This window comes from Sporosarcina sp. P20a, from assembly GCF_002743175.1.
In the GTDB taxonomy this organism is placed as follows: Bacteria; Bacillota; Bacilli; order Bacillales_A; family Planococcaceae; genus Sporosarcina.
In genome coordinates this window covers 611,055-637,436 of sequence record NZ_PDYT01000001.1, presented here as the reverse complement: position 1 = coordinate 637,436, position 26,382 = coordinate 611,055, and the positions used below count along the sequence as shown (strand labels likewise).

27 protein-coding genes are annotated in these 26,382 nt (G+C 43.1%); 21 read left to right on the top strand and 6 right to left on the bottom strand.

The features are described 5' to 3' along the window. Positions 1-11 precede the first annotated feature (11 nt). Complete coding sequence (locus CSV72_RS03315; RefSeq protein ID WP_099677086.1) at positions 12-494, top strand: dihydrofolate reductase; 483 nt, start codon at positions 12-14, stop codon at positions 492-494. Between the two features lie 9 nt (positions 495-503). Here CSV72_RS03315 and trhA read toward each other — a convergent pair whose 3' ends face one another. Next, positions 504-1,139, bottom strand: coding sequence for a PAQR family membrane homeostasis protein TrhA (gene trhA, locus CSV72_RS03310; protein WP_099677085.1), 636 nt, complete (start codon positions 1,137-1,139; stop codon positions 504-506). An 81-nt stretch (positions 1,140-1,220) separates the two neighbouring features. On the opposite strand from trhA, the gene CSV72_RS03305 reads away from it, so the two are divergent. From CSV72_RS03305 to CSV72_RS03260, 10 genes are all read left to right on the top strand, one after another. Beyond that, positions 1,221-2,057, top strand: a complete 837-nt coding sequence (locus CSV72_RS03305; protein ID WP_099677084.1) for a DegV family protein — start codon at positions 1,221-1,223, stop codon at positions 2,055-2,057. Between the two features lie 25 nt (positions 2,058-2,082). After that, positions 2,083-2,886 carry a GDSL-type esterase/lipase family protein gene (locus CSV72_RS03300; RefSeq protein WP_099677083.1) on the top strand — a complete coding sequence of 268 codons (804 nt, stop codon included), beginning with the start codon at positions 2,083-2,085 and terminating at the stop codon, positions 2,884-2,886. Positions 2,887-2,894: 8 nt separating this feature from the next. Beyond that, positions 2,895-3,467, top strand: a complete 573-nt coding sequence (locus CSV72_RS03295; RefSeq protein ID WP_099677082.1) for a YpmS family protein — start codon at positions 2,895-2,897, stop codon at positions 3,465-3,467. A gap of 13 nt (positions 3,468-3,480) precedes the next feature. Beyond that, positions 3,481-4,011, top strand: coding sequence for a peptide-methionine (S)-S-oxide reductase MsrA (gene msrA / locus CSV72_RS03290; protein WP_099677081.1), 531 nt, complete (start codon positions 3,481-3,483; stop codon positions 4,009-4,011). Further along, positions 4,008-4,433 (top strand): peptide-methionine (R)-S-oxide reductase MsrB, encoded by a 426-nt coding sequence (msrB, locus tag CSV72_RS03285; RefSeq protein ID WP_099677080.1) that lies wholly within the window; start codon positions 4,008-4,010, stop codon positions 4,431-4,433. Before msrA ends, msrB begins: the two co-directional genes overlap by 4 nt. Before the next feature lie 15 nt (positions 4,434-4,448). Next, positions 4,449-4,673 (top strand): YozE family protein, encoded by a 225-nt coding sequence (locus CSV72_RS03280; protein WP_099677079.1) that lies wholly within the window; start codon positions 4,449-4,451, stop codon positions 4,671-4,673. Between the two features lie 77 nt (positions 4,674-4,750). Then, positions 4,751-5,455, top strand: a complete 705-nt coding sequence (gene deoD / locus CSV72_RS03275; RefSeq protein WP_099677078.1) for a purine-nucleoside phosphorylase — start codon at positions 4,751-4,753, stop codon at positions 5,453-5,455. A 75-nt stretch (positions 5,456-5,530) separates the two neighbouring features. Next, positions 5,531-7,027: a lmo1851 family serine protease gene (locus CSV72_RS03270; RefSeq protein WP_099677077.1), complete on the top strand. Its 1,497-nt coding sequence runs from the start codon at positions 5,531-5,533 to the stop codon at positions 7,025-7,027. 64 nt (positions 7,028-7,091) lie between these two features. Continuing rightward, a complete protein-coding gene (locus CSV72_RS03265) occupies positions 7,092-7,991 on the top strand; it encodes a CobW family GTP-binding protein (RefSeq protein ID WP_099677076.1) in 900 nt (299 codons plus the stop codon). A gap of 178 nt (positions 7,992-8,169) precedes the next feature. After that, positions 8,170-8,826 (top strand): CAP domain-containing protein, encoded by a 657-nt coding sequence (locus CSV72_RS03260; RefSeq protein WP_099677075.1) that lies wholly within the window; start codon positions 8,170-8,172, stop codon positions 8,824-8,826. Positions 8,827-9,181: 355 nt separating this feature from the next. Here CSV72_RS03260 and CSV72_RS03255 read toward each other — a convergent pair whose 3' ends face one another. Then, entirely contained in the window at positions 9,182-10,537 is a 1,356-nt protein-coding gene (locus CSV72_RS03255; RefSeq protein WP_099677074.1) for an MATE family efflux transporter, read from the bottom strand. A gap of 86 nt (positions 10,538-10,623) precedes the next feature. On the opposite strand from CSV72_RS03255, the gene CSV72_RS03250 reads away from it, so the two are divergent. The 4 genes from CSV72_RS03250 to CSV72_RS03235 all read left to right on the top strand — a co-directional run bounded on the left by CSV72_RS03250 (position 10,624) and on the right by CSV72_RS03235 (position 16,281). Further along, a complete protein-coding gene (locus tag CSV72_RS03250; RefSeq protein WP_099677073.1) occupies positions 10,624-11,697 on the top strand; it encodes an undecaprenyldiphospho-muramoylpentapeptide beta-N-acetylglucosaminyltransferase in 1,074 nt (357 codons plus the stop codon). Between the two features lie 186 nt (positions 11,698-11,883). Further along, the gene (locus CSV72_RS03245; protein ID WP_099677072.1) at positions 11,884-14,694 is read left to right on the top strand and encodes a 2-oxoglutarate dehydrogenase E1 component; all 2,811 of its coding nucleotides are present in this window, start codon (positions 11,884-11,886) and stop codon (positions 14,692-14,694) included. A 96-nt stretch (positions 14,695-14,790) separates the two neighbouring features. After that, a complete protein-coding gene (gene odhB / locus CSV72_RS03240) occupies positions 14,791-16,020 on the top strand; it encodes a 2-oxoglutarate dehydrogenase complex dihydrolipoyllysine-residue succinyltransferase (RefSeq protein WP_099677071.1) in 1,230 nt (409 codons plus the stop codon). Positions 16,021-16,083: 63 nt separating this feature from the next. Next, positions 16,084-16,281 (top strand): DUF6501 family protein, encoded by a 198-nt coding sequence (locus CSV72_RS03235; protein ID WP_099677070.1) that lies wholly within the window; start codon positions 16,084-16,086, stop codon positions 16,279-16,281. Positions 16,282-16,619: 338 nt separating this feature from the next. Here CSV72_RS03235 and CSV72_RS03230 read toward each other — a convergent pair whose 3' ends face one another. Next, positions 16,620-17,873 carry a toxic anion resistance protein gene (locus CSV72_RS03230; protein ID WP_369802875.1) on the bottom strand — a complete coding sequence of 418 codons (1,254 nt, stop codon included), beginning with the start codon at positions 17,871-17,873 and terminating at the stop codon, positions 16,620-16,622. Further along, positions 17,800-18,459: a 5-bromo-4-chloroindolyl phosphate hydrolysis family protein gene (locus tag CSV72_RS03225; protein WP_099677068.1), complete on the bottom strand. Its 660-nt coding sequence runs from the start codon at positions 18,457-18,459 to the stop codon at positions 17,800-17,802. The genes CSV72_RS03230 and CSV72_RS03225 overlap by 74 nt, the downstream gene beginning before the upstream one ends. A gap of 234 nt (positions 18,460-18,693) precedes the next feature. On the opposite strand from CSV72_RS03225, the gene CSV72_RS03220 reads away from it, so the two are divergent. Both CSV72_RS03220 and CSV72_RS03215 read left to right on the top strand, forming a co-directional pair. Continuing rightward, complete coding sequence (locus tag CSV72_RS03220) at positions 18,694-18,987, top strand: DUF1033 family protein (protein ID WP_099677067.1); 294 nt, start codon at positions 18,694-18,696, stop codon at positions 18,985-18,987. Positions 18,988-19,196: 209 nt separating this feature from the next. Continuing rightward, positions 19,197-19,397 carry a cold-shock protein gene (locus tag CSV72_RS03215; RefSeq protein WP_085130730.1) on the top strand — a complete coding sequence of 67 codons (201 nt, stop codon included), beginning with the start codon at positions 19,197-19,199 and terminating at the stop codon, positions 19,395-19,397. A 47-nt stretch (positions 19,398-19,444) separates the two neighbouring features. Here the strand turns inward: CSV72_RS03215 and CSV72_RS03210 are convergent, their stop codons facing one another. Further along, positions 19,445-20,137, bottom strand: coding sequence for a hypothetical protein (locus CSV72_RS03210; protein WP_099677066.1), 693 nt, complete (start codon positions 20,135-20,137; stop codon positions 19,445-19,447). Between the two features lie 370 nt (positions 20,138-20,507). Between CSV72_RS03210 and CSV72_RS03205 the strand changes: the two genes are divergently transcribed. Next, positions 20,508-20,870 (top strand): helix-turn-helix domain-containing protein, encoded by a 363-nt coding sequence (locus tag CSV72_RS03205; RefSeq protein ID WP_099677065.1) that lies wholly within the window; start codon positions 20,508-20,510, stop codon positions 20,868-20,870. 164 nt (positions 20,871-21,034) lie between these two features. On the opposite strand, the gene CSV72_RS03200 is transcribed toward CSV72_RS03205, so the two are convergent. Beyond that, positions 21,035-22,633, bottom strand: coding sequence for an ABC-F family ATP-binding cassette domain-containing protein (locus CSV72_RS03200; RefSeq protein WP_099677064.1), 1,599 nt, complete (start codon positions 22,631-22,633; stop codon positions 21,035-21,037). A gap of 150 nt (positions 22,634-22,783) precedes the next feature. On the opposite strand from CSV72_RS03200, the gene CSV72_RS03195 reads away from it, so the two are divergent. The 3 genes from CSV72_RS03195 to CSV72_RS03185 all read left to right on the top strand — a co-directional run bounded on the left by CSV72_RS03195 (position 22,784) and on the right by CSV72_RS03185 (position 26,263). Further along, entirely contained in the window at positions 22,784-23,962 is a 1,179-nt protein-coding gene (locus CSV72_RS03195; RefSeq protein ID WP_233191052.1) for an MFS transporter, read from the top strand. Positions 23,963-24,037: 75 nt separating this feature from the next. Further along, the gene (locus CSV72_RS03190; RefSeq protein WP_099677063.1) at positions 24,038-24,994 is read left to right on the top strand and encodes an LCP family protein; all 957 of its coding nucleotides are present in this window, start codon (positions 24,038-24,040) and stop codon (positions 24,992-24,994) included. Positions 24,995-25,021: 27 nt separating this feature from the next. Further along, on the top strand, positions 25,022-26,263 hold the full coding sequence (locus tag CSV72_RS03185; RefSeq protein WP_369802866.1) for an AI-2E family transporter: 1,242 nt from the start codon (positions 25,022-25,024) through the stop codon (positions 26,261-26,263). The last annotated feature ends 119 nt before the right edge of the window (positions 26,264-26,382 follow it).

Below are 26,382 nucleotides of genomic sequence, written 5' to 3'. Positions count from 1 at the left end.
GAGGACATACAATGATTTCATTATTAGTGGCACATGACCTAGGCAGAGTGATTGGCAAGGACAATGAGATGCCATGGTATATTCCGGAAGAACTTCAATATTTTAAAGAGAAGACGATGGGTAAGGCGATGATCATGGGTCGCAAGACGTTTGAATCGATTGGTCGCCCGTTAAAAGGTAGATTGAATATTGTCATCACGCGCAATACAGATTATGAAGCGGACGGGGTAACGGTCGTTCATGATATGGACAGTGCCGTGAAACTTGCGAAAGACTATGCGGACGAAGTAATGGTCATCGGTGGCGCGGAGATTTTCAAGATGTCGATGGCAGATAATGCAGACAGATTGTATGTGACGGTCATTGAGAAAAATTACCCAGGTGATACGTTCTTCCCAGAATACGAAGAAGACTATGTGTTAACAAGCAAGTCCGAGCCGCATTATGCGAAAGACGGCACCGCATACACGTACCAAATTTGGGATAAAAAATAACGTTCCTCTCTATACATAGAGAAGAACGCTAAAGAACATTGATGCGCTACCTGCCATAACGAATAGGTGCCAGATCGCGTGATTGTACGGTACACGGCGTGACATGAAGAAGTACGCGCCCGCTGTATAGAACAACCCTCCGATCACGAGCAACCATACGCCTTGCGTGGGTAGTGCATTATATAATGGTTTAATCGCCAACACGATGAGCCAGCCCATAATGAGATAGAGGGCAAGTGATAGTTTGGCGAAGCGATGAATATAAAAGATCTTGAACAAGATGCCGAACAAGGTCAATCCCCAAATGATACCGAATAACGTCCAGCCCAGTGCCCCTTTTAAGGTGACAAGCAAAAATGGCGTATACGTTCCGGCAATCAGTACATAAATGGCGGAATGGTCGAGAATCGCGAAAAACGATTTCAATTTGACCGGCATACTATGTAATAGCGTACTCGCGAGAAATAGTAACAACATGGACACGCCAAAAATGGTGAAGCTCGTTATGGCAATTCCGGTACCTTGTTTCACACCTTTTAAGATCAGCAAGACCAGTGCAGGTATGCTGAGTAAGAACCCGATGGCATGCGTGATTGCGTTCCAGCGTTCTTCCTGCAAATTCTTGTAATCGAATGACTCTTCCATTCTTTTAGCACCTCCTGCAACACACTATACCAAATACAGCGAAAAAAATCGCAAAAGCCACACGCGAAGGAGATAGAAATCATGAAAAAAGTTCATATCGTCACGGATTCCACTGCAGATTTAACGGATGAAGTGATTGCTCAATACAATATCCATGTTGTACCTTTAACGCTGATCGTCAATGACAAGTCCTATATTGACGGCGTAGAAATCCAAGCGGAAGAATTTCTTGACTTGATGCGCGACGCAAAAGAATTACCGAAAAGTTCACAGCCGGCAGTCGGCGTATTCCAAAATCTTTATGATGAACTGGGTGCGGATGGATCTCAAATCATCTCGATTCATATGACGGGTGGCATGAGTGGGACAGTGAAATCCGCGGAGACAGCAGCTCACGCGTCAAACGCAGACGTTACGGTTATCGACTCGATGTATATTTCACACGCACTGTCATTCCAAGTGCTTGAAGCATGCCGACTGGCTGAAGAAGGCAAGACGGTAGCGGAGATTGTGGAGGCAATTGATCATGTACGTAAAAGTTCCTCTCTATTCGTCGTACTGGATGTTCTAGATAACATGGTAAAAGGCGGACGTATTGGCAAAGGGAAAGCGATGTTCGGATCCCTCATGAATATTAAGCCTATTGCGTCGCTAAAGGACGGGGTCTATTCACCAGTCGCAAAGGTGCGTAGCCATAAACAAGTAGTCTCGTATTTATTTGATGAGTTTAAGAAAGAAACAGCAGGGAAAGTAATTCGTAGTGTCGGGATTGCCCATGCAAACGGTCTGGCAATGGCGGAACCGCTTAAAAGCAAGATAGAAGAGCTGGGGATTCACGTGATGCTGACATTTACGACACCGATCGTCAGTACACATACAGGAGAAGGCGCGATCGGATTCATGTATTACACCGAGTGATACTAACTACAAAGGATATGACATTATGAGAAGAATGCTAGTGCTAGGTCTCGTCTTTTCATTGTTCTTAGCAGGGTGCCAGGCCCCATTCAGCAAAAAAGAGACGACGCTTGCGGAACGTGAAACCGTTGCGTTCGATCCGTTTATTGTGCCAGAAACATTTATTCCAAAACGTGTGAACGTCTTAGGGCTAGGTGATTCATTGACACAAGGAGTCGGCGATGAACGTAAAGAAGGCGGATATTTCGGCCGTTTGACGTCGGACATGGAACAATGGAAAGGCATTATGGAAGTGGACGCCGTGAATTTAGCAAAACGCGGACGGCGTAGCGACCAGTTTTTGAAGCAATTGCAAGATGAAGACGTACAAGAAGCGATCATTCAGGCAGATTATATCGTCTTTACGATCGGTGGCAATGACATCATGAAAGTCGTCAAAGGGAACTTCATGCAGATGAAAATGTCTGATTTCTATAAGGCGCTCGGTAAATTCGAAAATAGAATTGAAGAGTTGTTCGAGATTTTGCGTCTGTATAACCCGGATGCACCGATTATCGTGGCGGGTCTTTACAATCCGTTCTCCGTCGTAACGGACGAGGTACAGGAGTTCGAAGACATTATCGCCGACTGGAACCGCTCAATTGAAGAACAAGTGGAACAAGACGGCATGGCTTGCTTTGTTCCGGTAAAAGATTTATTTAATTCGAATGAAAACCTGGTTTATCACACAGACTTCTTTCATCCTAATAGTAAAGGATATGATTTGATGGAAGAGCGTTTTGTAAGAGAAATTAAAAGCTGTTCAGCGGTTGACCTGGAAGTGGAGTGAAGTACAATATGAATATTTGGAAAGTAGCGTTTTTCAGCCTGGCAGGAATAGTGGCGGCGGCTCTCGTGGGAGTAATTATCCTCATCAGTGGTGCCACCGCTTCTCCACCCCTACCGGAAGATAAAGAGGCAAAAGGGGAAGGCTATACTTTGGCACTAAATACAACCAAAGTGAATTTTGAAGGAATAGCGAACACATATATCAGAAAAGCGGTTAAAGGCAAATTGCCAGTGGAACTAGAGATGCGCGACGATGTAGTGTTGACGTCCGAACTTACGGTATTCTCGCATACATTACCGCTCGCCATGCATTTTGATCCAATCGTACGAAAAGATGGAAACTTAATTCTCAAGCAATCGTCCATGGAATTAGGACAGTTGAATGTACCGCCTTCTACGGTACTAAAATTACTGAAAAGTTCAGTAGAGCTACCAAAGTGGATGGTCGTTCGACCGAAAGAAGAAGAAATTTTCATCGATTTGAAGGACTTGCCGATCTCGGGCGACGTCCAAGTGAAGGCAAAAGAAGTGAATTTAGCAGAAGATGAGATTATATTGGAAGTATTGATACCGAAAAACTAAGGGGGCAATTACTATGTCAACACAACTCGCAACTTTCGCAGGTGGATGCTTCTGGTGTATGGTCAAGCCATTCGACCAATACGATGGAGTACATTCCGTAACGAGTGGTTATACTGGAGGACATACCGTCAATCCAACGTACAAAGAAGTTTGTTCCAATACAACGGGTCACCGAGAAGCCGTAGAGATCGAATTCGACGATAGTATCATTAGTTACGAAGAATTATTGACTGTTTTTTGGCAAGTAATCGATCCTACTGACGCAGGCGGCCAATTCCATGACCGTGGTGAATCATATAAGTCAGCAATCTACACACACTCGGACGAGCAACAACAAGCAGCAGAACAATCGAAGCAAGCTTTACAAGACAGCGGCAAGTTTAGCGCACCGATTGTGACAGATATTTTCCCAGCGGAAGTATTCTATCCAGCTGAAGAATATCACCAGCAATATTATGAAAAGAACCCAGATCACTACGCACGTTACACTGTCGGATCAGGTCGTGCAGGATTTATCGAAGAAAATTGGGGGAATCGTTCATGAAAAAAAACTTACGTACTGAATTAACAGAGATGCAGTATCATGTGACGCAAGAAAGCGGAACAGAACCACCGTTTCGTAATGAATATGATGCACATTTCGAAGACGGAATCTATGTAGACATCGTGTCAGGCAAACCGTTATTCAGCTCGAACGATAAATACGACGCGGGTTGCGGATGGCCGAGCTTCACGAAGCCGATCGAAGCCGTGGAAGTAACCGAGCATTTCGATACTGCTCACGGTATGCGCCGCACGGAAGTACGCAGTAAGACAGCCGATTCTCACTTAGGACATGTCTTCCCTGACGGACCAACAGATCAAGGCGGGTTGCGTTATTGTATCAACTCCGCGGCATTGCGTTTCGTTCCAGTGAGTGACCTAGAAAAAGAAGGCTATGAAGAATACAAAGGACTATTTGAGTGAAAGTAGGTGACGACGATGGATCGATCCTTTTACCATTTCGCGCTACGCTACCGTGGCGGTGGAAAAGATGATGTAAAGGCGTTGTTTGCAGAAAGAATGTTTGTCGATGCCGGTTTCCCGAAGGATGAAGAGGATTTCGATTCATTGTCGCGTTACGTCGAGGACATGGCGGATGATCATTTACGTTCCACTACATTTGACGAAATATACGCAATCTATCAAGAGCTTTGCAGTAGATAAATGGCGAGGGTTTCATTGCATCTCGCCATTATTCACTGTATGATAATAACAAATTAGTGAAAAGAGGCTGAAAAAAGATGAGCATACATATTAATGCAAAACCAGGCGATATCGCAGAAACGGTTCTTCTTCCGGGAGATCCATTGCGCGCGAAGTATATCGCAGAAACATTTTTAGAGGACGTCGTACAGTATAACGAAGTACGTAACATGTTTGGCTTTACAGGAACATACAAAGGCAAGCGCATTTCCGTACAAGGTACTGGAATGGGTGTTCCATCTATTTCTATCTACGTAACCGAGTTAATGCAGGAGTTTGGCGTTCAAAAATTGATCCGCGTTGGAACATGTGGCGCGATTCAAAAAGACGTGAAAGTACGTGACGTCATCCTGGCACAAGGTGCGACAACAAATTCTTCATTAAACGACGTTACATTCGGTCCGATTCGCTTTGCGCCGATCGCGAACTTTGATTTATTGATGAAAGCGTATAATGCAGGGAAAGAAAAAGGCTTGCATTTACAAGTAGGAAACGTCTATACAGAAGACTTCTTCTATAATGAAGACGCACAGCATGAAAAACTAGCGCGTCACGGCGTATTGGCAGTCGAAATGGAAGCAGCAGCACTTTATACGCTGGCAGCTCGCTATGGCCGTCAAGCACTCGCTGTCCTAACAGTTAGTGACCACATCCTCACAGGAGAGATCACGACTCCTGAAGAGCGTCAAACGACATTCAATGAGATGATCGAAGTCGCGCTAGACGCAGCAATTGCTGACTAATAGAATAGATAGAAACTTGCAAAAGACCGCTCTTGGCAGCGGTCTTTTGCAGGGATATGGAAAGTAGGGAAGACAATGAACGAAAACGATTCGCATGAGAACGAGAAACCTCAACCGGAAGCGCAGAAACCTACTCGCTTTATTCGGATCAAACCGTTTTCTCTGATCATGCTCATTTTTTTCCTTGTACTGGCGTCAGCCGCCGTTACCTTCGTTGCACTGACAGTAGGAGACGAAAAAGTAGTAGAAGTCGTCAAACCGAATCAAGTAGGTATGGAACGAAAAGAGTTCAAGAAACTGTATGAGGCATACGATCAACTGAAAGAAAGCTATTTTGACGATGTAGACGATCAAGTCGTCATCGACGGTGCAATCAACGGAATGGTTGATTCATTGGGTGATCCGTACTCCGATTATCTAAATGAAAAAGAAGCCAAGCAATTGAACGAAAGCATATCTTCAAGTTTCGAAGGAATTGGTGCGGAAATTCAAGAGTCGAACGGCTATATTAGTATCGTGTCACCTATTAAAAACTCACCTGCTGAAAAAGCGGGTTTACTACCAAATGATACGGTGCTATCAGTAGACGGCGAAAGCATACAAGGTTTGTCTTCATCGGAAGCAGTATTGCTCATCCGTGGAGAAAAAGGGTCCACTGTGACATTATCTGTTCGACGCGGCGAGAAATCGGATCCGTTTGACGTGAAAATCGTTCGTGATGTGATTCCGATCAATACCGTCTATGCAGAAATGCTCGACGATAACATCGCACATATCAATATCACATCGTTCTCTGAACATACGTACGAAGAATTACTCGAAGCCCTGAATGAAATGACTGATAAAGGCATGGAAGGCGTACTCATTGATGTGCGTCAAAATCCAGGTGGCATCTTAAGCGGTGCAATCGACATTTCCGACTTATTCGTTCCGGATGGCAAGGTTTTATTCCAAACGGAGGAAAAAGGTAAAGCACCGGAAGCGTACCCTTCGTCTGACGGACAGAAAGTAACCGTTCCTGTCGCGTTGATCGTAGATGAGGGCAGTGCGTCCGCGTCTGAGATCTTAGCAGGTGCGTTAAAAGAGTCTGCGGGTATTCCAATTGTCGGCGTCAAGACGTTTGGTAAAGGAACGGTTCAAACACCGACTCAATTACCGGATGGCTCCAACTTGAAATTAACGACAGCGAAATGGTTAACTCCAGACGGCAACTGGATCCATAAAAAAGGGATCGTGCCTGACGTGAAAGTACCATACCCTTCGTATGCGTCACTCCCTTTCCTAGATTCATCTGAAGAGATGGACGAAGGTCTCGTCTCACCTTCCGTACAAGCGGCAGAAGAGATGTTAGAAGCGGTAGGGTATGACCCAGGAGAAACAGATGGTCTCTACGACGCAGATACAGCACAAGCCGTTAAAGCGTTGCAGAAAGATCTATCACAAGAGCAGACAGGCATCTTGACTGGCGATACAACAGTCGGCTTAATGCAGAAATTACGGGACAAGATGAAAGAAGATGACCCGCAATTGCTGAAAGCGAAAGAAGTCGTGTTAAAAGAAATTAACTCATAATCAAAGATCCACGCGTCCAGCAATCGTTGGGCGCGTGTTCTCTATGGAAAAGGATGATATAACTATGATCGATGTATATTTACTCAGCGGCTTTCTCGGAAGCGGTAAGACATCACTACTCGTTAATCTGGTAGACCAGGTAAAGAAATCAGGAAGACAACCAGCTGTTCTAATGAATGAATTCGGAGAACTGAATATCGACAGTCAAATCGTCGAGGATGCAGGAGAGGTTCCATTAAAGGAATTATTAAACGGCTGTATATGCTGTACGGGTGCGGAATCTACAGAGGCACAACTACAAGGCTTACTAGCAGATTATCCAGAGATTGACGTACTGTTCATTGAAACAACAGGTGCTGCTCACCCCGTAGAAGCGTTAGACGCCGTTTACTCGCCGTTATTCGCAGAAAAACTAGACGTCAAGGGAATTGTTACTGTAGTGGACGCCAAGCGCTGGATCGACCGTGATAAGCTGTCACCACGTATACAGGCTTTATTCCTCGAACAAGTTCGCCACGCACACTTCATGGTGCTTAATAAAACGGATTTGCTGACAGACAATCAATTGGCTTTCGTGACGATGCAAGTGACACAATTTAATAGTTACGCACCACTCGTCCAGACCATGAACGCGAAAGTCGATTTCAGCTATATCGAGAAGATGGTCAATGTGGAAGCACCCAAACAGCCGGTCACAACAGGTAGTGGATTGCCACTCGCTTCAAAAGTGTTGGCGTTTGATACACCGATCAACCAACAACATTTTGAAGACTGGGTGCGGACATTACCCGACAGCGTTTACCGGATGAAAGGCTATATCCAACTAGAAGGTTCCCGGTACTCGCATTTATTCCAATATGCATATGGCATGGTCAACTGGATTCCGGAATATATGCAAATTCCGTCTAAATTGGTGATCATCGGGGAGCAACTCACCGACATCGAATATTCGCCAAAAGACTAGTTGTCAATAGCAATCTGTTGTTAATAGTCTTCTCTATTGGATAAGGTTGCTAATTATACGGTTCTCAAACTCTCATTCCATAGCATTGTAGAGTTTGTTGGACAAATTGGTTAGAATGACCAATATCTCTCCTTTTCTTTGACGTTATGCTAGTTCACGTAGAGAAGGAGGGACCAAGATGAAAAAACCTTTATCACTCATCTTATTAAGCTCAGCTATTTTATTGCCTACACATGCAGCAGAGGCAAGCACGACAAATCAGGTGCAAACTCACACGTATACGTGGAGTGTATCGAACAAGCAGGATTACTCATGTTACTGGGGCAACTATCAGAAGCCGCAGCAAGCTAGTAAACCGGTAGCGAAACCGACACCGCCTGCACAACAACCTACTCAACCTACCAAACCAGTGGAAAAGCCGCAAACAGACAAGCCGGCACAGCAACAGACAGCGAATGTGTCTGCTACAGAGCAAGCCGTACTCGATTTGACGAATGCGGAACGTACGAAGGCAGGCCTCAAGCCGTTGCAGATCGATGCAAACTTACAGAAGTCCGCAAAGCAGAAGTCAGCGGATATGGCAAAGAACAACTATTTCTCTCATACGAGCCCGACATATGGTTCACCGTTTGATCAAATGAAACAGAATGGCGTTACATACCGTTCGGCAGCTGAGAATATCGCGATGGGGCAGCGCAGTGCACAGGATGTCGTGACAGCTTGGATGAATTCAGCTGGACACCGTCAGAATATCCTAACGCCTGGGTTTACGCATATCGGTATCGGTTATGATGCCAATGGACATTATTGGACACAGCAGTTTATACAGAAGTAAGACTAGTGAGACTAACGGATTGATTTCCGTTAGTCTTTTTTTAATGGCGAGAGTTAGAGACTGCACGATTTCCGTTGTAGAAGTTCAAGAGAGTAGTTGAGACTGATAGAGATGCGAGGGGTAATGAGCGGATACAGGTTAGTATAGAGCGCTTGACGTGCAGTATGAGCGGTTGTGGACTTTGATAGAGCGGTTGCCACGTATCATAGAGCACTTCACGTTGACCATAGAGCGGATACAGATGAACTATGAGCGCGTTAGACGAATGAATGAACATAACTTGCATGGCTCTCATTCACTTCAGACACAAAAAAGGCCAATGGAATCAAAACTCCATCAGCCTGTACCCAACTCGTTATTCCACATCACGATACTTATTCTGTATAAACCGCAAACGAAACGACAGAATCACTGCACCCACCGTCAATCCGACAATGAGACCCACCCAGTATCCGTATGCGCCTAGCTCCGTATAGCGGGCGAGTGCGAATCCTGTAGGCAACCCAATGAGCCAGAATGACACGACACCGACTAGGAATGTCATCGTCACGTCCTTATAGCCACGCAACGCACCTTGGATCGGCGCTTGCACCGCATCCGATAGCTGGAAGAGTGCGGCATAGATGAAGAAATGCACGGCTAGTGTAATAATCGCTGTGTCTGTCGTATACATAGAAGCAATCGACTCACGGAACATCAGTAAAATGAATATGGATAAGAAACTGAAAACCACAGCGAACGCGATGCCGAGATACGTATACTCGCGCGCGTCCTTGGTTTTATTCGCACCAATTGACTGACCGACTAGTATCGTCGTACCCATCGAGACGCTTAACGGCACCATATAGAGGAGAGACGTAAAATTGAGCGCGATCTGGTGAGCCGAGATGACTTGTGCGGTATAACTGCTCATTAATAATGTTACGACAGAAAAGATACTCGTTTCTACGAAAATGGATAATCCGATCGGCACGCCAATAAGTAAAATTTCTTTCCATTTGCGGAAAGAGATTCGTTGCCAACCACTAAACAGCGTAAATTCTTTAAAGTGGCGGGATGACCAAGCGATTAGCACCGCGATGAAGAACACGAGCCAGTAGGTGAATCCGGATGCATACCCAGCACCCGCACCACCTAACTCTGGAAAACCGAAGTTACCGAAAATTAATAAATAGTTCAATGCGATATTAATGGGTGCAGATAACAGAATGATGAACATCGAGACACGGGTTGCACCGAGTGCGTCAAAGAATGAACGCAGTACGGTATAGGCCATGAGTGGAACTAATCCGATACTCATGCCAGTCAAGTAAGCAGACGCTACTTCTATTACGGGTGCATCCAGTGGCATTCTCGTAATGGCGGGTAACACGACAAAGTGGATTAGCACGAAAATGATTGCTGAAAGAGCGAGAGATACGTATAATGCTTGCTGGACAGTCGGACGGACATCGCTTTTATTCTTCGCACCGATTTGCTGTGCGATAATAGGAGTCAGGCCCATCAAAATTCCCGAAAGGCCGGTATAGACTGGTATCCAGAAGGAACTGCCAATGGTCACGCCTGCTAAGTGGAACGTGTCGTAGCGCCCTGTCATGAGAATATCGAAGAACGACATTAGATAAAGCGCGACTTGCGTAATCACAATGGGAATCATAATCTTAATAAAAATGGATGTTTTTTGTTGCAAAGGTTTCGTTACAGTAGTCATAGTTTTGATTTCCTTTACTAATTTTTTTCGTTTTGACTAGTGTAGCATGAAATATAGTAGGCAACGCATAGGGAAGGATGGAATGAATGAAACAACCGGTAGTCGTTTTAACAGGTGGCGGTACAGCAGGACACGTATCCGTCAATCAAGCGTTAATCCCCGTATTTTTAGGTAAAGGATATAGTGTGCATTATATTGGTTCCCATGAAGGAATCGAAAAGGAATTGATCGCAGAAGGCCATCCCGAAGTGGTCTATCATGCGATTCAAAGTGGAAAGTTACGGCGTTATTTCTCGTTGAAGAATTTCACGGATCCGTTCCGTGTGGGTGCCGGGACATTACAAGCGCTCGCTATTCTTCGCAAAGTAAAGCCGGAAATTATTTTTTCTAAAGGTGGGTTCGTTTCGGTACCGGTCGTGATGGCGGCAAAGCTTGCGAATGTGCCAGTCGTCGTTCACGAGTCGGACGTCACGCCAGGTCTTGCGAATAAATTGGCATTGCCGTTCTCGTCGCAAATATTTACGGTCTTCGAACAAACTTTGCAGTACGTGCCCGCAGCGAAATCTATGTGCACGGGTCCAATCATTCGTCCTGAGCTGTTTATGGGCGATCCGGAAGAGGGATTGTGCAGAACGGGTCTGAATTCTGAAAAGCCGGTATTCATTATCATGGGAGGTAGTCAAGGCTCTGCCGTGTTGAATGAAGCGGTGCGCAATGAATTACCCGACTTGCTACAGAAGTATCAGATCATTCATTTATGTGGTAAAGGGAATGTGATGGATGGTCTTTCAGTGGCGGGGTACGTACAGTATGAATATGTTACCGATGAATTGCCTGATTTACTCGCAGCTGCTGATTATGCGGTTTCGCGTGCGGGGTCGAATGCGATTTTCGAATTGCTTGCGATCCATAAGCCGATGTTGCTCGTTCCACTTGCAGCGTCAAAGAGCCGTGGTGATCAAATATTGAATGCAGAATACTTCGCTTCTAAGGGATTGGCATTACAAATAGAAGAAGAACAATTCGAAGTGCAGTCTGTTACAGAACAATTTGATAAACTCGTGAAGGAAAAAAATCGATTGCTGTCGAATATTGAAAAGACAACAGAACCGAAGACACCTGAAAAGATGGCAGAATTGATTTTATCGTTCCAAAAATGAGAATGTACGTGAAGTGCCTAAGAGACGTAGTTTTCAGTATTTTTTAATATATTTCCAAGTACTTTGCAGAAAACTACGCATATTAGGATTAATCCCTTTCCGTTCTAAGGTTTGCGTGCTATTATTGTATAGAAGTAGTTAAAATAAACACAACACGCCGATAGGCAAATGTGGAGGTTATATTACATGTCGAACAATGTGGATTCCCATCGTTCTCCGTATGCTAATTTTTCGGGTCCAAACCTTGGGTATGTAATGGAAATGTACGATCTGTTCAAAACAGATCAAGATGCAGTAGATCCTGATTTAGCAGAGCTATTCAGGAATTTTGGTGCGCCTCAGATGGATGAGTCAGGTCAAGAGGCAGTTATAGCGCAAGGTTCCCAAACGGATTTGCGTAAAGTTCTTGCCGTTTATTCTTTACTTGAAGCTATTCGTTCTTATGGACATCTTGCAGCAGACATTTATCCATTAAACGATCGACCTAAAGATACATCCCGTCTTGAACTGTCATATCATGGATTGACAGAAAGCGATCTGGTCGGATTGCCAGCAACTTTGTTCTTAAAAAATGTTCCAGCGACAGTTGAAAATGGATTAGATGCAATGAATTATTTGAAGTCTCTTTATACAGGCTCCATCGCATATGAATTCTCTCACTTAATCGATGAAACAGAACGTAACTGGATTCAATCAAAAATTGAAAACGGCGACGTACAGTCAAAAATGCAAGAAGACGAGAAAAAACAACTTCTTGAGCGTTTGACGAAAATTGAAGGCTTTGAAAAATTCATTCACCGTACATTCGTAGGAGCAAAACGTTTCTCCATCGAAGGTGTGGACACATTAGTCGTCTTAATTGATGAATTAATGCGTCTTTCCGAAGATGCGAAAATGGAAAAAGTGCTAATTGGCATGGCTCACCGTGGACGTCTGAATGTATTGACGCACAACTTAAACAAACCATACGAAATGATGTTTGCAGAATTCGCAGGCGTACCTGCTTCACCGTTCTTACCAAAAGACGGATCTCTTGAAGTAACGCGCGGCTGGTTCGGTGACGTGAAATACCATATGGGTGCTCTTCATAAAGGTAAGTCTGGGATGAATCGCTTCCTTGCGTACAACCCATCTCACCTAGAAGTAGTAAACCCTGTAATTACTGGTCAGACTCGTGCTGCCCAAGAAAACACGGACAACCCAGGTATTCCACAACAAGATACAAATAAAGCATACGCGATCTTAGTACACGGTGATGCAGCGTTCCCTGGACAAGGTATCGTTCCAGAATCATTCAACTATTCACGCGTTCGCGGTTTCCAAACAGGTGGATCGGTTCACGTCATTGCCAACAACACGATTGGCTTTACGACGGAATATTATGATTCCCGTTCTACACACTATGCATCCGATCCAGCAAAAGGCTATGAAGTGCCTGTATTCCACGTGAATGCAGATCACCCAGAAGAGGTACTAGCTGTTGCAAAACTGGCATTTGAATATCGCCAGGCGTTCGGTAAAGATGTACTAATCGACTTGATTGGTTACCGTCGTTACGGACACAACGAAATGGATGAGCCACTAGTGACAAATCCAGTGATGTACCACGAAATCCATAAACACCCTACAGTTCGTGAAATTTACGGACAGCGTCTAGTTGAGGAAAAGCTCCTAACAGACGAAGAGGTTAAAGAAATGGACAAGTCGGTAATCGCAACGATGCAACTAGCGTACGACCATGTAAAAGAAGAGTCAGCAGACGCGCCGGAAATTTCCAATGCAACTCCTGAAGTGGTACAAGCTGGACTTCCACGTGATCTCGAAACTGGGGTAGCGGAAGATCGTCTTCGTCAAATGAACGATGAGCTATTGACGTATCCAGAAGAATTCACTGTCTTCAACAAATTGGATAAAATCTTAAAACGTCGCCTAGAGCCATTTAAAGGTAAAGGGAAAATTGACTGGGCACATGCTGAACAATTGGCATTCGGTTCAATCATTCAAGACGGTAAGCCAATTCGTATGTCTGGACAAGATATCCAACGTGGTACATTTGCACAGCGTCATTTAGTATTACATGATGAAAAAACAGGTGAAGAACTTGTTCCGTTGCATCATATTAGCGGATCTAATGCTTCATTCGTGGCGTATAACAGCCCACTGTCAGAAGCAGGTATCGTAGGATATGAATTCGGTTATAACTTAGAAGAAGACAAAACGATGTCGATCTGGGAAGCGCAATACGGTGACTTCTCAAACATGGCACAAGTTATGTTCGACCAGTTCGTATCTTCAAGTTACTCGAAGTGGGGTCAACAATCAGGCCTAGTACTATTGTTGCCACACGCATTTGAAGGACAAGGACCAGAACACTCCAGTTCTCGTATTGAGCGTTACCTACAGCTTTGTGGTGAAAACAACTGGACAGTTGCGAATATCTCCAGTGCAGCAAACTACTTCCACGTATTGCGTCGTCAGTCGAAAATTCTCGGCAGTGAAGCAGAGCGTCCGTTAGTTATTGCTACACCTAAGTCATTACTACGTCACCCACTAGTTGGAGCGGATGTTGAAGACTTAACGGAAGGTCACTTCAAGACAGTTCTTGAGCAACCTGGTACAGGGAAAAAACCTGAAAAAGTCAAAAAGATTTTGTTCGCAAGCGGGAAGATGGCAATCGACCTAGCGGAGAAGATTAAAGACGGCGAAGGATTCGACTACTTGCACGTAATACGTGTAGAGCAGCTATATCCATTCCCATCTGACAAAATTAAAGAAATTGTTGCACGTTACCCGAAAGCAAAAGATTTAGTATGGGTTCAGGAAGAGCCGAAGAACATGGGGACATGGTCATTCGCTTATCCATTCCTAGAAAAACTAGCTGACGGTAAGGACATTTCTTACGTAGGACGTATTAAGCGTTCAAGTCCTTCTGAAGGTGATGGAGCTTCTCATAAAAAAGAACAAAATCGAATCATTGAAGAAGCTTTGAAAAAGTGATATAACGAGTAAGGAAGCTTTACAATTAAATTTAAAACTACTTATATAAAGTAGCTTGACCGTTAAAAACGGTATACCTACGAGGAGGAATTTATTGTGGCAGAGATCAGAGTACCTGAACTAGCAGAATCAATTACAGAAGGTACAATTGCAAAATGGTTAAAACAACCCGGTGAAAACGTGGATAAAGGTGAATTCATCGTTGAATTGGAAACAGATAAAGTAAACGTCGAAGTTATTTCAGAAGAAGCAGGCGTTTTGTCTGAACTATTGGCTGCAGAAGGCGACACAGTTGAAGTTGGCCAAGTTATCGCGATTGTAGGCGAAGGTTCAGGTGCACCGGCACAACAAGCTCCACAAGCAACTGAAGCTGCAGCACCAGCGCAAAAAGAAGCAACTCCGGCTCCAGCAGCAGCTGTAGCGGAAGAAACATCTTCTTCAGACCGCACGATTGCAAGCCCAGCAGCACGCAAGCTTGCTCGTGAAAAAGGTATCAATCTTGCAGACGTATCACCTGTTGATCCAATGGGTCGCGTACGCGCACAAGACGTATCTGCTCACAACAACGCTCCAGCGCCAGCTGCAGCGGCACCAGCACTAGCTGCTAAAGCAGAAGCAAAGGATGACGGCCGCATTACGCGTCAGAAAATGACTCGTCGTCGTCAAACAATCGCTAAGCGTTTGCTTGAAGTAAGACAATCAACAGCAATGTTGACTACATTCAACGAAATTGATATGTCAAAAATGATGGAACTTCGTTCACGCAAAAAAGACCAGTTCTTCGAGCAAAACGATGTACGTCTAGGCTTCATGTCATTCTTCACGAAAGCAGTAGTTGCAGCATTGAAGAAATATCCATATGTTAACGCTGAAATCGATGGCGATGAAATCTTATTGAAGAATTACTTCGATATCGGTATCGCAGTATCTACTGACGGCGGACTAGTTGTACCAAACGTAGTAGACGCAGACCGTAAGAGCTTTGCTGAAATCGAAGCATCTATCGGCGAACTTGCGAAAAAAGCTCGCGACAACAAGTTGACAATGGCTGATATGACAGGCGGTTCATTCACAATTACAAACGGTGGAGTATTCGGTTCACTATTGTCTACTCCAATCCTTAACGGTACACAAGTAGGAATCTTAGGTATGCATACAATTCAGAAGCGTCCAGTAGCTATTGGTGACAATATCGAAATTCGTCCGATGATGTATGTTGCACTTTCTTACGATCACCGTGTAATTGATGGTAAAGATTCAGTAGGATTCTTGAAGATGGTTAAAGAGTTGCTTGAAAACCCTGAAGACCTTCTACTAGGTTCTTAATTAACACAAGCCAAGCGACCCGCTAATCAGCGGGTCGTTTTTATTAAGGAAAGGAGAGATTTTATGTCATATTTACAATGGTTAGATGAGCCTACATTGAAGACGGTGACGTGTACGCATACCGATGCAGCGAAATTTTCAGTTAGTAATATGCTAACGGTAGGGCAGTCATATGAAGTGAAGAATGAGACGGAAGAGTTTATCTTTGTGGTAGACAATTCCGGCAAGGTCGGCGGCTTTTATAAGACGTATTTTGAGTGATTGCTAGGTGAATAAATAGTAGGAAGTGTAGAGACGATTCTTAATTGGATCGTCTTTTTTATGTTTGGGATGGGTAGGGCGGGAATTGTTATCGTTTGAAGTTTTATACGTGATTAACTGGTGAGGGCGGCAATGCGCATTTCGCTCAATAATTCATCTAAGCGCTCATAGTTCATGCGTATCCGCTCTATGATCACTACCAACCGCTCTATCAGATGCCGTACCCGCTCATACGACAACGCCAAGCGCTCTATCGTAGACTGTATCCGCTCATTGCCCACAGCCTTTCTATCGGTCTTGACCTATATCTTGAAATAACACATAAAAAACCGTCTCTCTTATGAGGGACGGTTTTGTGATTCTTCATATACAGCGAGTAAACGTGTCTTCAGATCTTGTTCCATTCTAGCGATCTCAGTCTCGGCAGCTTTGCGTTTCGCGCGGCCATCTGCTTGGATCAGCAACGTTTCTTCGATAGTCTGGATCAAGTTCTCTTGTGTTGTTTTCAATGTATCGATCTCAATAATACCTTTTTCGTTTTCTTTAGCTGTCTCAATGCTATTCACTTTCAACATTTCGGAGTTACGAAGCAATAAATCGTTCGTTGTCTTCGTGACGAGCTTCTGTGACTCCACAGCCTTTTGCTGACGGTTGAGTGTCAAAGCGATCGCAATCTGGTTCTTCCAAAGGGGAATCGCCGTCATAATGGAAGCCTGGATCTTTTCAGCTAGTGTTTGGTTCGTTTGTTGGATCATCCGAATCTGTGGAGCACTCTGAATCGTGATCTGGCGTGATAATTGCAAATCATACAGACGTTTTTCTAAACGATCCACAAATTGTGCCATATCATTGACTTCTTGAACCATCATTTGATCATCCGATTGTTGTGCTTTTTTATGCAGTTCTGGAATGATCGTACTATTGATTTCATCAATCTTTAATTCAGCTGCTGCGATATAGACATTCAATGCTTGGAAGTAAGTTTTGTTTTGTTCGTACAAATTGTCCAGCATGCGGACGTCTTCCATTAAACCTCGTTTGGAATGCTCTAGTTGAACGCTTATTTTATCGACTTGTGTGCCAAGTTTTTCGTATTTTGTCATGATTTCTTTAATCGGGCGAGTGGCTTTGTTAAATAAACGACTAAGACCTGATTTCTTTTTATCCGAAAGATCATCTGTATCGATTTCGGAAAGTTTCGCCATTAATTCATTCAGTACCTCACCGACAGGGCCGATATCTTTGCCTTGTACATGATCAAGCATTTTGTGAGAGAAGTTGGATAGTTCATTTTGTGCATTGGCGCCGTAGGAAATGACGGCTTCGTAATTACCAACAGGAATCTGTGAAGCCAATTGTCTAGCTTTGTCTTGTTCTTCAGGTGTTAATCGGTCAATCAATTTAGCAGGTGCTGCTGTGTCCGCAAGCGAATTTTCCATCTCTTTTGGTAGCAAGCTAGCATCCATATCGAATGGATTGTCGAGTAGATCATCCACTGATTTTTCTTGTAGTACGTTTTTATCTGTCATTAGAATGTTCCCCTTTCGATTGGAGCAACGGTTTGTTTCTCTTGAGTGTAATATCGACGTAATCAATTTCCATTCGAAGTTGTTCCAAATCAGTTGATACAGCGTTACGTAAATCTTGTTCCATTTCGAGACTCAAATCGGATAATGTCTCGCGTGTATGTTGTAACGCGATCTTGATATCCTGGTCTTTTAATGGTTGGTTAACGAGTAGGCTATACTTCGATGTTAATTCTACGACGGAATCAAGATGGGCATAAAAAAAGCTTTCGACTTGATAGAATTTTCTCGGGTTGGACTGGACGATCTTAATAATGCGTCTAGCCATCGATGACATATCGTACACTTGTCTGAATGCTTGGATTGAACGGACTTGTCCGTACATATTTCCGAGCTGTTTTAGCTTTCGTTTAGATTCATTCAGTTGTTGTTCAATATGTTTATATTCAGAGCGAGCCATCCCGAATTTTTTAAGTGTGGAGCGTAACTGCAGCTCTTTAATAGCTACGTTGCCTCCTGCATACAGTGCAATCCCGATTGCAGAGCCTAGGAAAAAGTTCATGCTAGTACCGCCAATTAGGATAGCCCATGTCAGGAAACTAGTCGGAGCCATAATTACATGTCGTGTGAAGAAGTTTTTAATATTATTCATGATGGTTCAGGCCGCCTTCCATTCTGACTCTATATAATACTTACGGATTAACAGCGAAAAGGTTTCATTTATCGTGCAGACAGTAAGGTTACTGGAGCCTACCTCAATTATAGCCGAAAATGGCCGAAAACTCATATATTACGCAACATGAATCACTTTACTTTGATTAGCGAGTTGAATTTGCTAGAATAAATATCATTCCTGCATAGTGCAAGGTAAAGGAGTGCTTACTGAATGTATGAAGTGGTATACATGAAGGCGGACTTTGAGCCGTGGTGGATGTTTGAGGAATGGAGAGACTACTGTGTCTCATCCAAAACATTTACAAATAAAATCGACACAGAATCATATATTAAAGAAGTGATCGCGAAGATGGAACCGTATTTCGAGCATTACGAAGTACGTAAAGGATGCTTCCACGCGTTTTGGTCCACATCTGAAAAACACTATTGCGAAGGCTGTGAAGGAGATTTGCAGTTGTATCACGGCATCATCGTGTTGTTAGACGGGGAACCAAACATATCGTAAGAACATTCTGTATAAAAGTGTTTAATTAATTGACAAAGAAGCCCAATATGTTATACTAAACGTAAGTAAATTAATCGAACGACCGTATGCTAAGTGATTCACCTATTACAAAAGGGATCGGCGTCGTCGGCAACTTTTGTAATACGTGAATTTTTTTGTATGCTAAGGTTCGTGTATTAAAGTATTTATATTTTTTTGGAGGTAATCGAATGAAACAAGGTACAGTGAAATGGTTTAACTCAGAAAAGGGCTTCGGTTTTATCGAAGTTGACGGAGAAGAAGACATCTTTGTACACTTCTCAGCAATCCAAGGCGACGGATTCAAATCTCTTGACGAAGGTCAGCAGGTTGAATTTGAAGTTGTCGAAGGTAACCGTGGTCTACAAGCAGCTAACGTTGTTAAAATCTAAACCACTAGAAAAGGCGCCCATTGTGGCGCCTTTTTATTTGCAGATAATCAAGGTTGTGTCACTGTTTCTAGACTAGATGTAACGACAAATTCTTCTTCGCCTTCCATAGACATCGTCGACTCACGTTTTACTTCCCCAAAATCCTTCACAAGATAGATCCTGTTGACGAAGTCTTTTCCGACTTGCTCAATTACGACCGCATCTTCGAACTGCTGATAAGGCGTTTCCACAGAAGCATTCATCTCAACAATCTTCCAGTCGTCAAATGTTGTACCCACTTCAATAGGACCTTTCAAATACGTTCGAATTGGATTCATAGATTCTAGTTCTTCGGTCGGTGGAACGCCAGCATCCAAATCGATATGTTCTTCCTGTAATACTTGAATTTCATCTCCATTGACTTTATACACTTTTTGAACGAATGCACCACCGTTGTTTTCGTGAATTACGACATAGTCTTGTGCAGGCCTCGCTACAGTAATGTCTAGTTCAGCAAATTCATTCCCGACGCCTTTATAATGCGCGCTTGAACCATCTGGAAGAAAGTAATCCAGTAGGGCTACATCGGTCAGATTCGCATCCTTGCCATCATTTTGCTGTTCTGACTTGTCACCGTTCGTTCCTTCTTGGTTTGTCTTAGCAGAGTCAGTCTTACCGTCAATGGACGTAGCAGGCTTATTTGAGCATCCAGCGAGCACGAGAAGCAGTGCAGCCATCAGAAACCATAGATTGCGTTTCAAAATGAAAAACCTCCTTTTACTTTCTGTTATTCCCTTAATAGTGGAAGCTATTCATAGGGAATAATAAATAGGGTAGTGCAAACGCTCCGTAAATCGCTTCGATACTTTCGATTGGACACTCAAAACATCTTGTACATTTAATTCGATTTCTAACCAGAAAATTTTAGTAAAGATCTCTATTTTTATTATAAAAAGTCTCAAAGTATATGATTTATTCACGAGTATCCAAACAAATCCATCTATAAACATATTATATAGTTCTAACGAAACCTGGTTCCAAATAATCCCTGTTTACTACTTTAATCCTCGCGTCTCATTATTTGGTATACTATACATAATGCACGTACAGCAATCAAGGAGGGGAAGAACAATGAAAAGTACATTTGTAATTCGCCAGAGAGCCTTTTTAAAGCTTTATATGCTCAACAAGGCAGAAGAAGGGAACTTGTATGGCTTACAAATATTAGATGACCTTCTAGATCATTTTAGAGACCTTGGGTATCGTCCGACTAAGTCTGAAGTATACAAGTCTCTACATGATTTACTCAACGATGGTCTAATCGTCAGACATCCAATGCATAAGCAGGGGACAGAGATGCAGACACTTTACATCTACCGTATTGGTGATAAGGAGAAGGTAAAAGCTTACAAAGATACGATAAAGTTTGAGATTGATCGATCCATCTCATTACTTAATAGAGCACTGCAAGACAATTATTCGCAAAAGAGATAATAAAAAGCGATGCGGTTTCGGCTGTTTTTTAGCCGCTGAAGATTGCGATTACAGTCAATCGACGGTTCTTATACGTCACTTAAGGTTATCACCAAGTAACACTAATCTCAAAAAACTCCCCTAGAAGTAAAATCTTCTAGGGGAGTCTCTATAGTAAATATCAATTAAGCTTTCTGACCTTTCCATTCCAAGTACTCGTCATATGACATCGACTTATCAAAGATTGTTCCATCGTCATTGATTTCGATTACACGATTAGCAATTGTCTGGATGAACTGATGGTCATGAGATGTGAAGATCATAGCGCCTTTGAACGCGATTAAACCATTGTTAAGTGCTTGGATAGACTCCAAGTCCAAGTGGTTTGTCGGCTCGTCAAACAGTAAGACGTTTGCGCTTGTTAGCATCATTTTCGATAGCATACAACGAACTTTTTCTCCACCTGATAACACACTAGGGCTTTTCTTAACTTCTTCACCTGAGAACAACATACGTCCAAGGAATCCACGCAAGAATGTTTCCGTTTCATCTTCAGGAGAATATTGACGCAACCACTCAACTAGCGTTTCTTCGTCTCCTTCGAAATATTCGGAGTTATCCATAGGGAAGTAAGCTTTTGTTGTTGTTACGCCCCATTTGATTGCACCTGAATCTGGCTCGATTATTCCATCCAACATATCAAGTAACGCCGATTTCGCAAGCGGGTTACCGATCAACACAATTTTATCCTCTTTATCAAGTGAGAATGACGCATCTTTGATCATCGTTTTGCCATCTACTGTTTTGGTAACGTCTTTAACAGATACTACATCATTACCGATTTCACGGCCCATTGTAAAGTTGACGAATGGATAACGACGAGAAGATGGTTTGATGTCATCCAACTCAATTTTTTCCAATGTCTTCTTACGGGAAGTAGCTTGTTTAGATTTTGAAGCGTTGGCACTAAAACGAGCGATAAACGCTTGTAATTCCTGAACTTTTTCTTCTTTTTTCTTGTTTGACTCTTGAGATAGTTTCAATGCCAATTGGCTAGACTCATACCAGAAGTCGTAGTTACCAGCGTAGATCTGAATTTTACTGAAATCTAGATCCGCGATGTGCGTACATACTTTGTTCAAGAAGTAACGGTCATGGGAAACTACGATGACTGTGTTTTGGAAGTTGATCAAGAATTCTTCCAACCAACGAATGGCTTTTGTGTCCAAGTTGTTTGTCGGCTCATCGAGTAATAGTACGTCTGGCTTGCCGAACAATGCTTGTGCAAGCAATACTTTTACTTTATTCGAACCATCAAGTTCCGCCATTTTGGAATGGTGCATACTTTCAGGAACGCCTAGACCTTGAAGGAGAACAGAAGCTTCAGATTCTGCTTCCCATCCATTCATATCTGCGAATTCGCCTTCGAGTTCAGCTGCACGCATGCCGTCTTCATCAGAGAAATCTTCCTTCATATAAATAGCGTCTTTTTCTTTCATCACTTCATACAGCTCTTTATGGCCCATGATGACAAGATCCATTACTTCAAATTCTTCGTATTCAAAGTGGTTCTGTTTCAAGACAGCCATACGCTCGTCTTTTCCAAGAATAACATTACCTGTTTGGGGTTCAAGTTCACCTGACACAATTTTAACAAATGTTGATTTACCAGCGCCATTCGCTCCAATTAATCCATAGCAATTGCCTGGATTGAATTGTATATTGACGTCTTCGAATAGCTTGCGATCGCCGAAGCGAAGACTTAAATTACTAACTGCTAACATAAATAATATCCTCCTAATTTCACAATGTTCCTAGTATACATTAAAATTACGTGAAATGGAATGTTTGAACTAGTACTGTTTACAATTTTGATTTACGATATAATGAAGATAGATGTTATATATGTATTATATCTAAAAGGAGTCATTGTATTGCGCTCTAAAACAACTCAAGGTCTACTATTATTTGCGATTTTCATAGTCGCGCTCAACTTACGCCCGGCGATTACATCCATTGGGCCGATGCTAGACATCATACGTGATGATCTGTTGTTGTCGAACACGCAAGTCAGTCTCCTGACCGTTATTCCGGTGATCTGCATGGGTGTCTTCGCGATGCTGGCACCGATACTGAATAAAGCAATCGGCTTGAATAAAACGATGTACTTGATGTTGGTGTTACTTGCTGTAGCAACGGGCATGCGCTTTGCTGTCACTTCGTTCAGTATTTTATTATTGACAGCTTTTATTGCAGGTGTGGCGATTGCTGTCATTGGACCGTTATTATCCGCCCTGATCAAACAATACTTTCCGATGCACGTTGCTGTAGTCGTCGGAATTTATTCATTCGGTATGGGTATGGGGGCGACACTGAGTACAGGATTGACAGGTGTCTTTTATGAAAAAGCCCATTCCTATTCATTCGCACTTGCGGTTTGGGCTGGCATTGCGGTTCTTGGCATCCTGGCGTGGGCTATCACCGCTGCGCATCCGATCCAGGTAAAGCAAGTGACGGAGCAGCCTGTGCAAAAGGGGAAGAATCCTTGGCGCAGTAAACAAGCATGGAGCTTCCTGATCTTCTTTGGTTTACAGACCGCATTATTCTTTTCTGTTTTGACTTATCTCGTTCCCATTGCGGTATCGAACGGCATGACGCTTCTACAAGCAGGGACATTGCTCAGTGGAATGACGATTGTGCAGATTTTTATGAATATCGGCTTTCCTATTGTTTTACAGAAGTTTACTAGCAGAACGCCGGCACTTGTCGGTATTCTTGCACTCGGTATTGTCTCGATCGGGTTAATGTGGACAGCAGATACGCTGTGGTTTGCTGTGGGTGTTCTCGTCATGGGAATTCCGCTCGGTGGATTATTCCCGATCTGCTTGCTGATGCCGATGGACGCGACCGATACTGCCGAAGAAACGAATTCATGGACTGCAATGATGCAGACAGGCGGATTTATCATCGGTGGGATTTTGCCGTTACTCATTGCTTCCTTATATGACTACACTGAAAATCATTACGTGACATTGTTCGTATTTCTTGTTTTATTTGTGGTTATGCTAGTGCTAGCGTTGCTAATAGGTCGATCCGCCAAGCAAAGCTCGTGACTGGACGCAACCCCTTGTGAACAGAAACGTCCTGATTAACAGGATACACACGGATAATGGAGGAATGAATGCCAAATGGACGAACACTTCGAAGAACAACAGCCGCATCGCAGAAAAAAGAAGCGAAAATTACGCGTTGGCAGAGTTTTTATGACAGTACTATTGCTATTCACGGTAACGATATCAGCTTACAGTTACTTTCAATATAAACAAGGCAAGGCCATGACGGCAGGTAGTAAGATTGATCCAGGAGAGTTTCAAGGTGATTTGCTGAGTCCACAAGATCCAACGACGGAAAATTATTTATTGCTCGGCATCGACAATGATGGCACTGGAAAATATCGCACCGATACGATGATGGTGCTATCCTGGGATCAAACCGCTGGAACCGCGCATTTGATTTCATTCATGCGAGATATTTATGCACAAATTCCAGGGTACCAATCGTACAAACTGAATACCGCATACTACTTAGGCGGAGTCCAAACTGCGAAAGAAACGATTTCGGGGATGTTCAATATTCCGATTCATCACTATGCAGTCGTCGATTTCGATAATTTCGAATCGATTATGGATATTGCGTTTCCAAAAGGTCTAGAAATGAATGTGAAGAATGAAATGTCTGAGAAAATTGGTGTGACGCTAAAACCAGGCGTACAAAAGTTGAACGGTAAAGAACTACTCGGCTATGCACGATTCCGCGCAGATGATGAAGGCGACTTTGGACGAGTCAATCGCCAACAGGAAGTGATTCAAGCAGTGAAGGACGAGCTATTTAGTGTATCGACTGTTTTACAAGCTCCAAAAGTAGCGGGCGCACTCGATAACTTCATTGAAACAGATCTCACAACGAAGGACGAGCTAACTAAAGTACTGACAGTTATCGCAAAACGTAAACTAGATTTGCAGACATTACGTATTCCAGTCGAGGACAGTTATTCCTTTACCTCATACAGCCATGCAGGATCTGTAATTGATATTGATTTAGATAAAAACAGAGAAGCGATCCGTTCATTTTTAGCAGCACCGTAACGGATCAAATAAAGGGGGAGTGAAACGTTGAGGCAGCCACCAAAAAAGTCTTCTTTACGAGATTTCTGGTCTATTCCTTCGACGTCACCAATTGTCGGATTTCTCGGTGGTCAATCTACATTGTTTGTACTGCTTTGTTTATTGTTCATTGGATTGATCATCTTGGTCTTCACTCAAGTTTCATTTATTTTCTATCCGATTCAAGTATTTTTCTCCACGGTCGTTTTACCGGTAGTACTCGCGACCATTTTATATTACTTAATGCGTCCAATTCTTCGTTTTTTGGAAGAACGTTTACGTATACCACGCGTCTATGGGATTTTGATCATCTTATTGGCAACTGCTGGTTTACTAACATTAGTGATTTTCTTAGTATTACCGTTCCTGCGTTTGCAGACGATCAATTTATTTGATGAATTTCCTTCATATTTCAAACAGTTGATTTTGGACACGGATAACTTTTTCCGAAACTCTATATTTGCCCCGGTCTATGAAGGGTTCAACTTTAACGTCAACACGTTTCTCGATTCCGGTTTTGAAAGTATTGGCAAATTCTTCACGGAGACAATCGGCGGTATCGCATCGGGCGTAACTTCATTCGTTTCCGCGCTTACTGGAATTATCTTAAGCATTGTGACTGTCCCGCTTATTCTGTTTTATTTACTAAAAGACGGCGAGAAGTTACCACAAATGATTTTACGTATGTTACCACCACGTATGCGTGACGGAGCATCCATTATTTTCCGCGATGCGGATAGACAAATAAGTGCGTATATTCAAGGGCAGATTTTAGTTGCCATTGCGATTGGAATTATGGTATCGATTGGCTTCCTAATTATTAAAATGAAGTATGCGTTACTGCTCGGGGTACTTGCGATGTTCACGAGTATCGTTCCGTATCTCGGTCCCGTGATTGCGATCACGCCGGCTGCTATTATTGCGATGGTCACATCACCATTCATGCTCGTAAAGCTAGCTATTGTGTGGACGATTGTGCAAGTGGTTGAAGGTAAATTTATTTCGCCTCAGATCATGGGGAAGTCGCTGCATATTCACCCGATTACGATTATCTTCGTCTTATTGACAGCCGGCTCGCTATTTGGCGTCGCTGGAGTGATTCTCGGGATTCCGGCATATGCGCTGCTGAAAGTGGTCGCGACTCATGTATTTTATTTGTTCACCTTGCGATATAATCGCTTTGAGACGCAAGAAGAAATGTATTATGAAACAGATTCAATTGAAGAGTATTATGACAATGATAGAGAGTAACCCGCCTTATTTTAAGGTGGGTTACTTTTTTTATGGAGTTGTTTTGGGAGTGTGGATAGGTGAATAGTTTGGGGTTTCATTGAAATTAATGCTAGATATATTAATATTTGAGATTTTTA

Excerpts from the sequence above, each read along its gene's own strand:
- CSV72_RS03305 (WP_099677084.1), top strand. The coding sequence starts at position 1,221 with ATGAAAAAAGTTCATATCGTCACGGATTCCACTGCAGATTTAACGGAT.
- CSV72_RS03300 (WP_099677083.1), top strand. The coding sequence starts at position 2,083 with ATGAGAAGAATGCTAGTGCTAGGTCTCGTCTTTTCATTGTTCTTAGCA.
- CSV72_RS03315 (WP_099677086.1), top strand. The coding sequence starts at position 12 with ATGATTTCATTATTAGTGGCACATGACCTAGGCAGAGTGATTGGCAAG.
- CSV72_RS03270 (WP_099677077.1), top strand. The coding sequence starts at position 5,531 with ATGAACGAAAACGATTCGCATGAGAACGAGAAACCTCAACCGGAAGCG.
- CSV72_RS03280 (WP_099677079.1), top strand. The coding sequence starts at position 4,449 with ATGGATCGATCCTTTTACCATTTCGCGCTACGCTACCGTGGCGGTGGA.
- CSV72_RS03190 (WP_099677063.1), top strand. The coding sequence starts at position 24,038 with ATGGACGAACACTTCGAAGAACAACAGCCGCATCGCAGAAAAAAGAAG.
- msrB (WP_099677080.1), top strand. The coding sequence starts at position 4,008 with ATGAAAAAAAACTTACGTACTGAATTAACAGAGATGCAGTATCATGTG.
- CSV72_RS03265 (WP_099677076.1), top strand. The coding sequence starts at position 7,092 with ATGATCGATGTATATTTACTCAGCGGCTTTCTCGGAAGCGGTAAGACA.
- CSV72_RS03245 (WP_099677072.1), top strand. The coding sequence starts at position 11,884 with ATGTCGAACAATGTGGATTCCCATCGTTCTCCGTATGCTAATTTTTCG.
- CSV72_RS03220 (WP_099677067.1), top strand. The coding sequence starts at position 18,694 with ATGTATGAAGTGGTATACATGAAGGCGGACTTTGAGCCGTGGTGGATG.
- trhA (WP_099677085.1), bottom strand. The coding sequence starts at position 1,139 with ATGGAAGAGTCATTCGATTACAAGAATTTGCAGGAAGAACGCTGGAAC.
- CSV72_RS03250 (WP_099677073.1), top strand. The coding sequence starts at position 10,624 with ATGAAACAACCGGTAGTCGTTTTAACAGGTGGCGGTACAGCAGGACAC.
- CSV72_RS03235 (WP_099677070.1), top strand. The coding sequence starts at position 16,084 with ATGTCATATTTACAATGGTTAGATGAGCCTACATTGAAGACGGTGACG.
- CSV72_RS03255 (WP_099677074.1), bottom strand. The coding sequence starts at position 10,537 with ATGACTACTGTAACGAAACCTTTGCAACAAAAAACATCCATTTTTATT.
- CSV72_RS03205 (WP_099677065.1), top strand. The coding sequence starts at position 20,508 with ATGAAAAGTACATTTGTAATTCGCCAGAGAGCCTTTTTAAAGCTTTAT.
- CSV72_RS03295 (WP_099677082.1), top strand. The coding sequence starts at position 2,895 with ATGAATATTTGGAAAGTAGCGTTTTTCAGCCTGGCAGGAATAGTGGCG.
- deoD (WP_099677078.1), top strand. The coding sequence starts at position 4,751 with ATGAGCATACATATTAATGCAAAACCAGGCGATATCGCAGAAACGGTT.
- CSV72_RS03260 (WP_099677075.1), top strand. The coding sequence starts at position 8,170 with ATGAAAAAACCTTTATCACTCATCTTATTAAGCTCAGCTATTTTATTG.
- CSV72_RS03215 (WP_085130730.1), top strand. The coding sequence starts at position 19,197 with ATGAAACAAGGTACAGTGAAATGGTTTAACTCAGAAAAGGGCTTCGGT.
- msrA (WP_099677081.1), top strand. The coding sequence starts at position 3,481 with ATGTCAACACAACTCGCAACTTTCGCAGGTGGATGCTTCTGGTGTATG.
- CSV72_RS03200 (WP_099677064.1), bottom strand. The coding sequence starts at position 22,633 with ATGTTAGCAGTTAGTAATTTAAGTCTTCGCTTCGGCGATCGCAAGCTA.
- CSV72_RS03225 (WP_099677068.1), bottom strand. The coding sequence starts at position 18,459 with ATGAATAATATTAAAAACTTCTTCACACGACATGTAATTATGGCTCCG.